Genomic DNA, 13,890 nt, shown 5'->3' with positions numbered 1-13,890 from the left:
CAGAGTGCTACCGCCCCTTCCAGACCGGATCGCGCTTTTCGGCAAAGGCCTTGGCCCCTTCAAGCTGATCCTCTGAGCGGTAGAGCTTCTCAACTGACGCAAGCTGGCTTTTGGTGATCCGGTTCATCGCGTCCTGAAATTTGGCGTCCTCGGCATCGCGCACGATTTCCTTGATTGCGGCGTAGACCAGAGGCGGACCAGAGGCGAGCAGGCGCGCAAGATCCCATGCGCGCTCCATCAGTGCATCACCGGGAACAATTTCGTTCACGAGGCCCCAGCGGTGTGCCTCCTCGACGTCAAACCAGCGCCCAGTTAGCAGCAACTCCATGGCGATATGGTAAGGAATGCGCTTGGGCAACTTGACCGAGGCTGCGTCCGCCACCGTACCAGACCGGATTTCAGGGAGCGCAAAACTGGCATGATCAGCGGCAAGGATGATGTCTGCACTCAGCGCCAGTTCCAGACCGCCACCGCAGGCAATCCCGTTCACAGCTGCGATCACGGGTTTGTTCATCTCTCGCATTTCCTGGAGGCCACCAAAACCGCCGACGCCGTAATCTCCGTCCACGGCGTCTCCGTCAGCTGCCGCCTTGAGGTCCCAACCGGGGCAGAAGAACTTCGCACCCGCACCCGTAATGATCGCGACCCGTAATTCCGGGTCATCGCGAAAGGCCAGAAAGGTGTCGCCCATTACGACGCTTGTGGCCAGATCGATGGCGTTTGCTTTGGGCCGGTCAAGGGTCACTTCGAGGATGGCGCCGTCGCGCCGTGTTTTCACCGGGCTGTCAGTCATGTCTTGTCTCCGGGGGCTGCAAAGGGATCGTTATCGGGATCGGCGTTGCGGATGTATTCAGCTTTGCGTGCGGCATCCGCAGCAGCTTTGGGGCCAAGGCAGTCTTCGATAACGGCAAGCGCCATATCCAAGCCTGCCGAGACGCCTGAGGACGTAAATATGGAACCGTCCTGAACCCAGCGGGCGCGGCGTTGCCAGTCCACTCTGCCGGTTTGATCTGCCACCCAATCATAGGCCATCTTGTTGGTGGTGGCCCGTCGACCATCAAGGATCCCGGCCTTGGCCAGCAGCAACGAACCGGTGCATACAGATGTGGTGTACTCGGCCGCTTCCGACTGGGATTTCAGCCAGTTCTGGTAAGTTGTATTGTTGCAGACAGTTCGTGTTCCATGCCCACCCGGAACCAGCAGAATGTCGTATTGCCGCCCCTCACCCATCGCATCGTCGGCCACGGTGCATGGTCCGCCAGAGGACTTTACCGGCCCTGTTTCCAGGGCAACCGTACGGATCTCGAAGTCGTCCCGGAAAATGGAGAACATCTCAAGCGGCCCGTAAAGGTCCAGCATCTCAAAGTCGGGGAATAGGACGGCTGCGAGCGTGCGCATCATGTCACCTCTTCGGCAAGTTGAATCAGAGCGTCCACAGCCACCGCGCGGTCCGGCGTGCAGATTAGCGGGTTGATCTCAACTTCGCTGAGCGTGGTTGGATGCGCAAGGACATAGGCCTGTATGGCCAGCACGGCGGAGACAATTGCATCAATGTTTGCAGCAGGTTTGCCGCGGTATCCATGCAAGACGCGCCCGATGGCGAGTGTATCAAGGGCTGCGTGGATGTCATTGTCATTCACTGGCAGCAGCAAATGCGCGGTGTCGCGCAGCAGTTCGGTCAATACTCCGCCGGCGCCGAGTGTCAGGACAAACCCATGTGCTGGGTCGCGTGTGACGCCGATCAGCAGTTCGGCAACGCCATCGGCAACCATTTCTTCCACAAGGATCTCGGAGGTGCCGATCAGGGCGGCGGCGGCGGCAACGCCCTCATGATCGAGACCAAGCAGCACTCCGCCCGTGTCGCTCTTGTGAGCCAGTCCCACGCCCTTGACGGCGAAGGGTGTCCGCAATGACTGCGCCAGACTAGCAATCTCACCTCTTGGGCCGCTCACACCTTTGGGGCAATCCAGACCGTAAGAAGATAGCGCGGCCTTGGCCTGATCTTCTGCCAGAGTTTGCGCTGGCGAGCCGGTGCCGGGCCTGCACAAAGGCAAGCTGTGTGGTGCTGTACGGGAGCCTGCGGCGGCGATGGCAGATAAGGCTTCGGCCATGCCATGAAACGGGATCACGCCACCTTCCATCAGTTGATCCGCAACATCAGGCGGCATCAGTTCGGGCAGGCTTGCCACGACCCCAAAGGGTCTGCCTGTTTCGGCGCGTACTTTGAGGGCTGCTTCGGTTGCGCATATCCAGTCCGACGCGTCCGTTACGGGGTAGTCGACCACGGACACGGTCATATCGAACGTGTCCCCCGTCATTCCCGCCCATGCCTGCGCCATCGCGTCTGCGTCGCGCCAGATGTAGGTGTTGTAATCCAGTGGGTTGCTGAGCGCGACCATTGGGCCAAGGGCTTCGCGCAGTTTGGTGCGGGCCTGATCGTCAAGCGCGGGAAAGGTCAGCCCGGTGTCCAAGGCCATGTCGGCAATCAGGCTCGCTTCCCCCCCCGAGCAACTGATGGAGGCGAGGCGCGTCCCGTCCAGCCGCCCGTAGACATGCAACAGCTTTAGCGTTTCCAGAAACGCGGGCAAATCATGCAGGCGGGCAATGCCTAGGCGATCCAGAACCGCCTGCGCCCCGGTATCGCTGCCTGCAAGGGATGCGGTGTGGGACACGGTGGCATGTTTTGCCTGATCGGATGCGCCAACTTTCAGGGCGATCAAGGGAATGTCTTTCTCGTGCGCCTTTGCCGCCAACGCCTCCCAATGGCGCAGATCTCCAAACCCTTCGATATGCAGTCCGATGGCAGTGACGCGGGCGTCATCCAACAACGCCATCGCGATCTGCGCTTGCGAGGTCTGTGCCATGTTCCCACAGGTGAACATGTAGGCAATCGGCAGCCCGCGCTGTTGCATGGTCAGGTTGATGGCGATGTTAGAGCTTTGGGTCAGGATCGCGACGCCGCCCGAAACGGGGGTGCACCCGTGTTGATCTGGCCACAACAACGCACCATCCAGCGCGTTGATAAACCCATAGCAGTTCGGCCCCAGGATCGGCATGTCACCAGCCGCTGCAACCAACTGTGCCTGCAAATCGGCAGCCGTTTCATCCTCGGCCAAAGCCTCGGCAAAGCCGGAGGCAAAGCACACGGCGCCCCCAGCGCCCATTTCGGACAACTCTTCGACAATACCCACAGTGGTCTTGCGGTTCACGCCGACAAAGACGGCGTCCGGCACTTCTGGCAGATCTGCAAGCGACGGAAAGGCACCGTGACCCGCGACCGTGGCCGCGCGCGGATGTACGGGCCAGATTGCACCGTCAAACCCCATCTTTTCAGACTGTTCGACAACCTGCGCGCACCACGCGCCACCGCCAACCACGGCAATAGACTTTGGGCGTAACAAGCGGGTCAGATCACGCACGCCACGCCCTCATGTTGGTCCGGCTTCATCTCGCTGGGCGGGTCCAGCCCAGACGGAATTCATCTCAGGCCCCGAGGGGGCGCAACAGATCGCGCGCGATAATGTGACGCTGGATCTCGCTTGTGCCGTCCCAGATCCGTTCGACGCGCGCATCGCGCCAGAACCTCTCGATCGGGAAGTCATCCATCAAGCCCATCCCGCCATAAATCTGCAATGTCGCATCCGTGACCCTCGCGAGTGTTTCGGAGGCGTAGACTTTCGCGCTCGCGATCTCACGGTTGGCAGGCAAGCCCTGATCCAACCGCCATGCGGCTGCCAGCGTCAGCCAGTCGGCCGCGTCGATTTCGGTGATCATGTCGGCAATCTGAAATCCGACACCCTGAAACTTGCCGATTTGCTGGCCAAACTGTTTGCGCTCGGCGGCGTAGTTCAGGGCATAGTCAAAACATCGACGCGCACGGCCCACAGAAAAGGCGGCGACCGTGATCCGCGTGGCGTAAAGCCATTCGTTCATCACTGCGAAACCGCCGTCTACCTCGCCCAACACTTGGGCATCGGGCAGGCGGCAATCGTCGAAATCGAGAATGCAGTTTTTGTATCCCCGATGGCTGACAGAATTGTAGCCGTCGCGCACCTCAAACCCCGGTGTGCCGCGATCCACCAGAAACGTCGTAATCCGTTTCTTGGGGCCTTTGGGGGTGTCATTCTCGCCTGTGGCGATGAATACGATGAAGAAATCCGCGTGATCTGCGCCAGAGATGAAGTGCTTGGACCCGTTGATGACCCAATCGCCACCATCCCGTACCGCGCTGCATTTCATGCTGCGCACATCCGAGCCTGCGCCGGGTTCGGTCATGGCCAGCGCGTCCATCCGTTCGCCGCGCACTGCTGGCAGCAAATAGCGCTCGCGTTGTTCGCCCTCGCAGGCCATCAGGATATTTTGCGGGCGGCCAAAGAAGTGGGTAAGCGCCATAGAGCCACGGCCCAACTCGCGTTCAACCAATGTGAAATCCACGTGACTGAGGCCCGCGCCGCCAACGGATTCAGGAAAGTTGCAGGCATAAAAGCCGAGATCAATGACCTTTTGTTTGATCGCCTCGCCCAGCCCGTTCGGCACTTCGCCTGTCCGCTCGACTTCTGCCTCATGCGGGTAGATTTCGTTCTCGACAAAACTGCGCACGGTCGAGACGATCATCTCTTGTTCGTCACTGAGGCCAAAGTGCATCTCGCGGGCTCCTGTTCGCGTATGTTCAATCTGCACCTAAGCCCAGCTTTGATGCGCGCGCCATGGCAAATCCGACACCGCGCAATCCAGTTGCGAATGTTTTTTTCAGCCAAGCCGGACGTCATAGGGTTGGCAGGCCAATGCTACTCTATGTCGATGGGTTCAAAACTGTCGGCCCGCGCCCGGTTCCACCGCATCAAATAGCCGTACTCGTCTTCTTCATCCCGTAGCAAAAACCCTTCGGCGAGATAAGGATAGACTTCTTGTCCGGTGACCATGTTGCGATCCCCTTCGCGCATGAGCAGGTGGTGCGGGCGAAAATCATTGGGATGGGACAGACCGGCGGCACCTGTCATTTCTGCAAGAGCCTTGAGGGTGTTTGTGTGGAACCTGTAGACCCGCTCGGCCTTGTCGGGCACGACCAGTGCGCGTTGGCGCATTGGGTCCTGTGTTGCGACCCCGACGGGGCAGTGATTGGTGTGGCACGCCTGTGCCTGAATGCAGCCGATCGCAAACATGTAGCCGCGCGCCGAATTCGCCCAATCCGCCCCAAGGGCGAGCATTTTCGAGATATCGAACGAAGACACGATCTTGCCCGATGCCCCGATTTTGATCTGATCGCGCAGACCTGCACCGCGCAATGTGTTGTGGGCAAAGGTCAGCCCCTCGACCAATGGCATTCCGACGTGGTTGGCAAATTCCAACGGTGCCGCGCCTGTGCCACCTTCCTTGCCGTCAATCACGATGAAGTCAGGGACGATCTTGGTCTCTAGCATCGCCTTTACCATGCACATGAATTCGCGGCGGTGCCCGATGCACAGTTTGAACCCAACAGGCTTGCCGTGGGAATTTTCTCGTAACTTTCCGATGAACTGCATCATCTCGATAGGGGTTGAAAACTCCGGATGTGCAGCGGGCGATACGCAATCCTGACCCATGGGAATATCGCGGGCCTCGGCAATCTCGGGCGTGATCTTTGAGGCAGGCAGCACGCCACCATGGCCAGGTTTGGCACCTTGGCTCAGTTTGACCTCGATCATTTTGACCTGCGGGTTGCTTGCTTGTTGGGTGAACTTATCAACGTCAAACGCGCCCTCATGGGTGCGACAACCGAAATACCCTGATCCCAATTGCCAGATCAGATCGCCTCCGCCTTCGCGATGATAGCGGCTTATGCCTCCTTCACCCGTATCATGGGCGAACCCGCCTTTTTGTGCCCCGGTGTTGAGCGCAAGGATTGCGTTGGCCGACATGGAGCCAAAACTCATGGCTGAGATGTTGTAGATCGACGCCTCATAGGGCGCTTTGCAGTCCGGGCCACCAACACGCACCCTGAAATCATGATCTGTCAGGTGCTTGGGGACAATAGAGTGGGTGATCCATTCGTAGCCGGAATCGTACACACGCTGCTGGGTGCCGAAGGGACGTTTGTCTTCGACCCCTTTGGCGCGCTGATAGATTAGAGAACGTTGGTCGCGCGAAAACGGCTCTTCGTCCTGATCGCTTTCCATTAGGTATTGGCGGATTTCGGGGCGGATGCCTTCGAAGAGGAAGCGCAGATGACCCATGATTGGATAGTTGCGCAGGATCGAATGGCTGGGTTGCGTCAAATCGTAAATACCAAGGGCTGTGAGCGCCGCAAACAGTGCCACGAACAGGATCATCCATCCGGACCAGAACAGGGCAATCAGACTGAGCAGCGTCAGAGCGACGGATGCATAGAGAAGGCTATAGCGGCTCATGGCGGCGTCCTTTGGGTGGCTGCGATGTACTTGGCACAAGGTGTCAGCGTTGCTGGCCTTTTCGTCAAGCGGGATCAGTGCGCCAATTGGAGCCGCATACGAGCTCTGCACTCTTTTACCTTAGGCCGTGGCGAGACCTGCAGGCAGTCCGCTCCTGCCTTCTGTCTTGGAATTTGGGCTAGAGCCCGATGGAATTATTGGCTGCGGCGCCCGAGGCTACCGCTAGCCAGAAGAACGCGTTGGAAAGAGTCAGCTGATTGTCGGTCATCACCGACGGGTGCATCGCGCCTGCAGGAGAAAGGACTTTTGCGTCCCGTCCGACACAGTGATGATCGTCCCCAGCCTAAACCGGGTTCCATCAGCCTGAGCGATCCAAAATGAGCGCCATGAGTCAGTCCTTGCGCGAAAGGATCACGTCAAATTCGACGTACAGGAACGGTTCATTTACCTTGTCTGAGATCACCATACCGTCGGGAAACTCTTCGGCGGGGCGTTCCTTGTAAGTCATCACCAGATCTGATCGCACGCCAAAGACAGTGTCTTCGTCAAGGTAGGGGTCATCGTCTGGGAAAATCTCGGTGACGAGTGGACTGAAGCCTTCGGCCTCAACGATGTAGTGCAGGTGCGAGGGGCGCCAAGGATGGCGACCGCAGGCATTCAGGATGTCTCCGACGGGCCCGTCTGTAGGCACGGTGTATTCCACTGGTTTGACGGTTGTGAACGCGTAACGCCCGTCCGCGCCGACTGTTTGCAGACCGTGGAAGGAATAGGTGTCCTGTGCGTCATCCTGGCTGGCGTAGAGGCCATTGGGGGCTGTTTGCCAGATGTCGATGGTCGCGCCGGGGATCGGGTTGCCATCGATGTCTTTGACCACCCCTTCGGCCAGCAGAATCGGGCCACCGAAGTCGCGCTTCATATCGCCGCCAACGGGCAGAGGTGGAGCGCCTGACACGTGAAAAGGCCCTAGCACCGAAGATGAGGTCGCGGCTGGGTTGGAATGCAGCATGTCCACCAGAGAAGACAGGCCCAGTACATCCGAGGTCAGAATGAATTCGTGGCGGTCCTCGGTTTCAATCGCGGCGCAGCCTTCCAGAAACGCGATGCCTGCGCGCCATTCGTCGTGGGTCAGGTTGGTTTCCCGGGCAAAGTCATGCAGGTGCGTGACGAGTGAGCCCATGACTTCCCGCATGCGCGGATCCATTTTGTCAGACATGTAGCCTTTGAAGACGTCGGTGATGTTGTCCTTGGTGACGGTGCGCATGTCAGAACTCCTTAGATGAGGGCGAGGCTGAGGATCGGAAACTCGATCAGGATAAACAACACGATCAGCATCACGAAAGCAAAAGGCAGGGCGCCCATGAATACGTCTTTGAGGCTGATACGGTCATCATTGAGCGTCGATTTGATCACGAAACACGAGATGCCCAGAGGCGGCGTGAGCAGGCCAATTTCGGCGCCAACAACGGTGATGATCCCAAACCAGATCAGGGACATATCCAGCGCCTCGGCCAGCGGCAGAAACAGCGGCACAACGATCAGAATGATCGAGGCGGTGTCGAGCAGCGTGCCAAGGAACAGCATCAACAAGACGTAGAGCAACATGATCGCCCAGAACGACGCCTCGCTGCCTGCAAGCAGGTCCTGGAGTTGATTGGGCAACCCGGCCAGCCCCAACATCCGGCTGTAGATTGAGGCGGCAGTGATCAGGAACAGAATGGCGGCAGTGATGTGGCCAGTTTCAAGCAGCGCATCCCAGAACGTGCGTGCGTCCATGGACCGGCGTACCAGCGCGATAATCAAGGCGACCATGGCGCCGGCGGCCCCGGCCTCAACCGCAGTGAGCCAGCCTGTGTAGATGCCGCCCAATACGATGATGATCAGGCCAACTGTCGGCAATGTCTTTGAAGCGATCTCGCCCGGGCTCATCCACTCGGTGTCTTCCACGACGCGGCCGCCGACAAAATTGGGGGTGTAGCGCCCCATGGCCCAGATCGCGCCGACATAGGCGACGGCCAGCATGATGCCGGGGATGACACCTGCAAGGAACATGTCGCCCACAGATTGTTCGGCCACAAAGGAATAAATGATCAGCATGGCTGAGGGCGGAATGATCATCCCCAGAACCGACGACCCGGCAACCACGCCAACAGCAAAGCGCGGGTTGTAATCCTGCGCGATCATCTGCGGCACGGATACCTTGGTGAACACCGAAGCCGACGCGATGGAGGACCCGGTTACAGCAGCAAAGACTGCGTTTGCGCCCACTGTCGCCATCCCGATCCCACCTTTTACTTTGCGGAACCGCATCGTCATGACTTCGTAAATGTCACGCCCCAGCCCCGCCTTGGAGACTATGAGTCCCATAAAGGTAAACAGTGGAATGGTGGCGAAACTGTACTCCATCGCTGAATCGCCGACCGCGATTTTCAGCAGGTTTAGGGCCAGCGTGAAATTGTCCCGCATCAGCCAGATGGATACAAAGGACACCACGCCCAAGGCGATGGGAATGTAGACGCCCGCATAAATCAAGAAAACGATGGCGATGACCGAGATCAGGCCAATCTCAATGGGGGTCATGAGCGGGCCTCTTCAAGGTCGGGGCGGTCCTGGGCTGAGACCACTTTGATCAGAAAGATCAGGCACGACAGGGCGGTGCCGACGGTGATGACCAGCTTGACCGGCCACCAGGGCAAGGTGAACAGGCCGGGCACGCCAAAATAGTCGTTGGTTTCCCACATGTGCAGGAATTCGGGGAATGTGATGTAGGCGATCAGGCCCATCAAAATGGCTGATACCGCGTTGATGATCCGACGCATGTTTGCTGCAACACCCGGTCGCTTTGATCCAATCAGGCTCAGAAACCCGTCCGAGCGGGTCAGCCGATCTACTCGGACCACATCAGGCAGTTGAAGGAACACGATCAGGACCACCGAAAATTGCACCATTTCGTAGGTGCCTTTGAGCGGTGCATCAAACAGCCCGCGCGCAATGACGTCGACGTTGAGGACCACCACCAGGGCCAGCACGACAAGCGTGCCAAGCGTGTTGGTGGTGATCGCAAGGGCGTTGGCGACCCGTGAGAGGCCCGCAAAAGCAGACTTGAGCATAAGTAGGCCCCTTTTCAGGTCGCAGTTGGCTTAATTCGCCGTCCAGTCGCGCACGGGAGTAAAGCCCGCGTCAGCCAGCTTGCCCATATAGGCGGCCAGCATCTCTGTGCCTGCTTCACCCCGTTCGTTGAGGTTGGTAGCCCATTCTTGAGCGACGTTGGGCATGGCGTTGGCCCATGCAGCACGGTCCTCGGCGGACACTTCAACGATCGTGCCACCTTGTTCCTCATAGGCTGCACGGGACGCTTCTGCGCGATCCATTGCGATGCCTGCAACGTGGTCGCGGTAATCGATAGCGACCGCTTGCAGCGCTTCTTTGACCGCGTCAGGCAACTTGGCCCAATAGTCAGCATTCACTGTGATCGTTTTGGAGTTCACAGCGCCCAGATCGACGCGCAGCATATAGGGGGCCACTTCGGCGATTTTGAAAGTCTTGGCAGCTTCGGGCCACAGCATCGCGCAGTCCACAAGACCGGTTTGCACCATGTTGTAGAAGTCGGTCAAACCGCCGCGGACACCGGCGGCGTCCTTGATCCCTTCAAGGTAACGTAGGTTCAGACCGGCGCCTGCAATCTTTTTACCTTCGAGATCAGAGACCGAAGATACCTCGGAAGAGCAGAACACCTGATAGGTATCCAGAACCACGCCTGTCGCGAGATAGACTTGGTTTTGCGCTGCGAATTCGTTGTTCATCGCGGGGAATTCGCGGGCAATTTCGTCAACCGCTTTGGCAACCGCGCGGGCGTCTGTGGCTACAAACGGGGTCGACCCGGAGATACCTTGGCTAGGCAGCTTGGAAGAGTGGAAAATCGTGGTCACGATGCCAATATCGCCCAGACCCAGTTGCACACCTTCCAGCACGCCCTTGGGTTTAACGATGGAACCGCCGTAGTTTTCCTGCCAGTTCATCTTGTAAGCGCCGGTCTCTGCCAGCCGCTTGTCTACTTCAGGGATAAAGAAGTTGGTGAACTCTTTGACCCAAAGCGCGCGATCCGGATAACCGTCGATCACTACCGCCGAAACGGTTTCTTGCGCAGCGACGGGCAGTGCCGTCATCGCCGCGAGTGTGGCCCCCATCAGGGTGTTTTTTGTCCAGTTGATCATGTTTTCTCCTCCCAAAGAATGAGGCGGGTGCCTCGCTGATTTTTTAGGGTGTTTTCACCCAGTTTACGGTCAGATCTGTACCGGCCGCCTCGAACAGTTTCGAGATGGCGCAATACTTGGCTGTTTCCTGGCCTACGCTGTCCAGATTGGATTGACTTGCTGTCGTCGTGCAATTGACGGTCAGGGTGATGGCCGGGAACGGTACGTCGATCTCTTCTTCCATCAGCACACCGCGACGGTCGAATTTCGCGTCTGCATCGATTGTGACCTTGCCCAGATCCACACCAAGACGTTTGGCGTTCTTGTGGCCGATCACGTTTGTGCAAGCGATCAGCGCCGTCATGGCTGTCTCGGTCGGAGAAGGGCCCAAATTGGTGCCGCCCCGCTCAACCGGTTCGTCAATCACGACGTTCAGGTCGCGTACCGGGATCTCAGTCCGCGCGTGGGTTGGACAGGCGGCGGTCGCACGATAGGTGACGACAGTTTTCATTTTTACAGCCATGGTTATCCCCCCTCAGGCGTATGAGCAGACTTGGTCAAATTCAAAACGCGGCAACTTTTGGAACAGCGCTGTTTCATCGGCATACCCAATGTTGCACAAAAAATTCGATTTGAGGGTAGTGCCCGAGAAAAACTCTTCGTCCACGATAGCGTTGGAAAAACCGGACATGGCCCCAACGTCCAGCCCGACGGCGCGCGCGGCGATCATGAAGTAGGCGCCTTGCAAGGTTCCGTTTCTGTAGGCCGTATCGGCCACATAGTCGTCCTTACCATCAAACAAGTGGCGGCGATCTTCGTGCGGAAACAGGTCGGGCAGATGGTGCCAAAAGTCCATATCGTAGGCGATGATGGCCGTGACCGGCGCGCCCGCCATCTTGGCGACATTCGCCGGTTTCAACGATTTGGCCAACCGTTCTTTACCCTCGGGCGATTTCACAAACACGAACCGCGCAGGCAGCGTGTTCATCGATGTCGCGCCGTTGATCGTGATCTCAAAGATCTCTTCAAGCAACCCGTCAGGGATCGGTTTATCGGTCCACTTATAGTGAGAACGGGCGTCGCGAAGGATTAGATCAATTGAATCGTCAGAGAGGCGACCAATCCGGGCCCGAAGGTCGCGATGGTTTTCCTGAGCCTTGGCGCGCAATGCGGCCAATTCGGTGCCTGTAGGCGCGTTCATTCTGCCGCTACCCCGCGGGCAAAGTCAGCCTCGTCCATGATAGGGTTCGAACAGATTCCGATCCCTTCGATTTCGATGTCGACGACTTCTCCCGGAACCAGCCAGCGCGGGTTTGGTTTTTTGGCGTGACCCACACCGGGAGGAGTGCCAAGGGCGATGTGATCGCCGGGTTCGAGGGTGGTGTATTCAGAAATCGTGGCAATGGTCTTGGCCGCGGACCAGATCATGTTGCCTGTATTGGAGGATTGCAAAATCTCAGTCCCCACGCGGCTTTCGATTTTAAGGCCGCTTGCACCGGCAGGCAGGTCATCCGGAGTGACAACAAACGGGCCGATTGCGCCCGTCTGGTCAAAGTTCTTGCCCGGGGTCCATTGATGCGTTTTGCGTTGATAGTCGCGCACCGACCCATCGTTGAAAACGGTGTAGCCAAAGACGTGATCAAGCGCGTCTTCTTCCGCGATATGGCGTCCGCCTTTGCCGATGATCAGCATCAACTCAGCCTCATAGTCCAGCTGTATTGAGCAGGCGGGGCGCACCAAAGGACTGCCTGCGGCCATGATCGAGTTCTTTCCACGCATGAACAGAGCAGGGTAGTCTGGAATTTCGTACCCGCCTTCTTTGATGTGGTCGGTATAGTTGAGGCCAAGGCAAATGATCGTACCGGGCGGTGCGACGGGCAGGGCAGGGGTGATCGACGACACCGGCACCGATGGGGCGTCAGCCATTTTGGCGGCCACGGATTCCGCTAACGCCGGATCGTTGATGAGGCCAATCAAATCGGTGCCGACAGATGCGTCCAACGCCGTTAAATTAATGGCTTTTTCGCCCTCAACACCGTAGACAGCTGGCCCGTGTGCCGTTGTCCCAACCATATATTTCATTGCAGCACATCCTTGTCAGTTTGGATTTTTTTGCCTACAATCACATCAATTGTCAATGAATATCGATATTTTTGACGCAGCGGAGAATCAGCGATGAAATGGTCCGACTATAAACAACAGGCCAAAGCGCGCGGTGCGCTGGCGCTGGAGCTCTATGTGGCGCAAAGCGTTCCAGCCAAAGGCCCGGAGGACGTGAAGGCCGCATTGCCTGCGCATCTGGAGTATCAAGCCGGGCTTGAGGCCAAGGGCGCGCTGGCATTTGCCGGACCCATGTCAGACGAGACGGGCGAAGAGATGCAAGGCATGGGCCTGATCATTTATAGGGCCGACAGCCTTGAGGCCGCCCGCGCGCTGGCTGCGGCAGACCCCATGCATCAAAGTGGCGCACGCACGTTCACACTGCGTCGCTGGATGATTAATGAAGGGTCGGTTTCGCTGAACGTGGGGCTTTCGACCAAAAGCGTCGTCTTGTCGTAGACAACAAAGGGAGCCGGCCACATGAACGTGATGCAAAACGCTGAAGGCAAAGAAAGCTCGGCCACACGATCAGCCTACGTCTCTTTGCGCGAGATGATCCTTACGGGCAAATTGGCGGCGGGCGAAAAGCTCAAGATTGAACAACTGCGCACGATGCTGGACACTGGTGCGTCGCCAGTGCGCGAGGCACTTAGCTTGCTGACGTCGGACATGTTGGTTGAACGTCTGGATCAGCGCGGGTTTCGCGCGGCACCTGCCAACCTCGCCAACTTTCAGGAAATCCTCGGTCTGCGCTGCGCGCTTGAGGATATGGCGTTGCGCAAGTCCATCGCACGGGCAGATTCCGAATGGGAAGAGCAGCTTGTTCTGGTGCATCACCGGATGAAACGGGCGAGTGACCAGAACGATATCCCGACCTTCGAGGCGGCGCACAAGGCTTTTCATATGGCGTTGCTGAGCAATGCAGATTCGCCGATCCTCATCCGCTATTGTGGGCAGCTTTACGATCTCAACATCCGGTACCGTTATCTTGCCGCGGCTGGTACGGATTACCGCAAGAGAGACGTGGGCGCCGAGCATGATGAGATCCTGGATGCTGCGGTGCGCGGGGACGCGGACAAGGCGTCAGGTGCATTAATCAACCATTATCGGCTGACCGGCGAGTACCTGACGGTGCCGCTGAGTGAGCTATGATTTCCGTGAGATAGGCGAATGCGCCGACACTTGAAGATTTTGGGACAAAGGCGGGAGACAGC

General features: G+C 58.1%; 14 protein-coding genes. 2 read left to right on the top strand and 12 right to left on the bottom strand.

Features of this window, described 5'->3' with window-relative positions:
* Positions 1–7: 7 nt before the first annotated feature.
* From DHN60_RS06510 to DHN60_RS06455, 12 genes are all read right to left on the bottom strand, one after another.
* Positions 8–793, bottom strand: a complete 786-nt coding sequence (locus DHN60_RS06510; protein ID WP_108836475.1) for a carnitinyl-CoA dehydratase — start codon at positions 791–793, stop codon at positions 8–10.
* Complete coding sequence (locus tag DHN60_RS06505) at positions 790–1,401, bottom strand: DJ-1/PfpI family protein (protein WP_234423552.1); 612 nt, start codon at positions 1,399–1,401, stop codon at positions 790–792. The genes DHN60_RS06510 and DHN60_RS06505 overlap by 4 nt, the downstream gene beginning before the upstream one ends.
* The gene (locus tag DHN60_RS06500; RefSeq protein WP_234423551.1) at positions 1,398–3,419 is read right to left on the bottom strand and encodes an acetate--CoA ligase family protein; all 2,022 of its coding nucleotides are present in this window, start codon (positions 3,417–3,419) and stop codon (positions 1,398–1,400) included. Before DHN60_RS06500 ends, DHN60_RS06505 begins: the two co-directional genes overlap by 4 nt.
* A 64-nt stretch (positions 3,420–3,483) precedes the next feature.
* Positions 3,484–4,644 carry an acyl-CoA dehydrogenase family protein gene (locus DHN60_RS06495; protein ID WP_108836474.1) on the bottom strand — a complete coding sequence of 387 codons (1,161 nt, stop codon included), beginning with the start codon at positions 4,642–4,644 and terminating at the stop codon, positions 3,484–3,486.
* Between the two features lie 143 nt (positions 4,645–4,787).
* Positions 4,788–6,386, bottom strand: a complete 1,599-nt coding sequence (locus DHN60_RS06490; RefSeq protein WP_108836726.1) for an FMN-binding glutamate synthase family protein — start codon at positions 6,384–6,386, stop codon at positions 4,788–4,790.
* 391 nt (positions 6,387–6,777) lie between these two features.
* A complete protein-coding gene (locus tag DHN60_RS06485) occupies positions 6,778–7,647 on the bottom strand; it encodes a dioxygenase (RefSeq protein ID WP_108836473.1) in 870 nt (289 codons plus the stop codon).
* Between the two features lie 11 nt (positions 7,648–7,658).
* Positions 7,659–8,963, bottom strand: coding sequence for a TRAP transporter large permease (locus DHN60_RS06480; protein WP_108836472.1), 1,305 nt, complete (start codon positions 8,961–8,963; stop codon positions 7,659–7,661).
* Positions 8,960–9,493, bottom strand: coding sequence for a TRAP transporter small permease subunit (locus DHN60_RS06475; RefSeq protein WP_108836471.1), 534 nt, complete (start codon positions 9,491–9,493; stop codon positions 8,960–8,962). The genes DHN60_RS06480 and DHN60_RS06475 overlap by 4 nt, the downstream gene beginning before the upstream one ends.
* Positions 9,494–9,523: 30 nt before the next feature.
* Positions 9,524–10,597 (bottom strand): C4-dicarboxylate TRAP transporter substrate-binding protein, encoded by a 1,074-nt coding sequence (locus DHN60_RS06470; protein ID WP_108836470.1) that lies wholly within the window; start codon positions 10,595–10,597, stop codon positions 9,524–9,526.
* Between the two features lie 43 nt (positions 10,598–10,640).
* Positions 10,641–11,099, bottom strand: coding sequence for an OsmC family protein (locus DHN60_RS06465; RefSeq protein ID WP_108836469.1), 459 nt, complete (start codon positions 11,097–11,099; stop codon positions 10,641–10,643).
* A 12-nt stretch (positions 11,100–11,111) separates the two neighbouring features.
* Positions 11,112–11,777: a malonic semialdehyde reductase gene (locus DHN60_RS06460; RefSeq protein ID WP_108836468.1), complete on the bottom strand. Its 666-nt coding sequence runs from the start codon at positions 11,775–11,777 to the stop codon at positions 11,112–11,114.
* Positions 11,774–12,658, bottom strand: coding sequence for a fumarylacetoacetate hydrolase family protein (locus DHN60_RS06455; RefSeq protein WP_108836467.1), 885 nt, complete (start codon positions 12,656–12,658; stop codon positions 11,774–11,776). Before DHN60_RS06455 ends, DHN60_RS06460 begins: the two co-directional genes overlap by 4 nt.
* A 93-nt stretch (positions 12,659–12,751) precedes the next feature.
* Between DHN60_RS06455 and DHN60_RS06450 the strand changes: the two genes are divergently transcribed.
* Together DHN60_RS06450 and DHN60_RS06445 are read left to right on the top strand one after the other, a co-directional pair.
* Positions 12,752–13,135 carry a YciI family protein gene (locus DHN60_RS06450; RefSeq protein ID WP_108836466.1) on the top strand — a complete coding sequence of 128 codons (384 nt, stop codon included), beginning with the start codon at positions 12,752–12,754 and terminating at the stop codon, positions 13,133–13,135.
* 21 nt (positions 13,136–13,156) lie between these two features.
* Complete coding sequence (locus DHN60_RS06445) at positions 13,157–13,828, top strand: GntR family transcriptional regulator (protein WP_108836465.1); 672 nt, start codon at positions 13,157–13,159, stop codon at positions 13,826–13,828.
* The last annotated feature ends 62 nt before the right edge of the window (positions 13,829–13,890 follow it).

Source organism: Tateyamaria sp. Alg231-49, assembly GCF_900143535.1.
GTDB lineage: Bacteria > Pseudomonadota > Alphaproteobacteria > Rhodobacterales > Rhodobacteraceae > Tateyamaria.
This window is presented reverse-complemented; position numbering and strand designations above follow the sequence as displayed.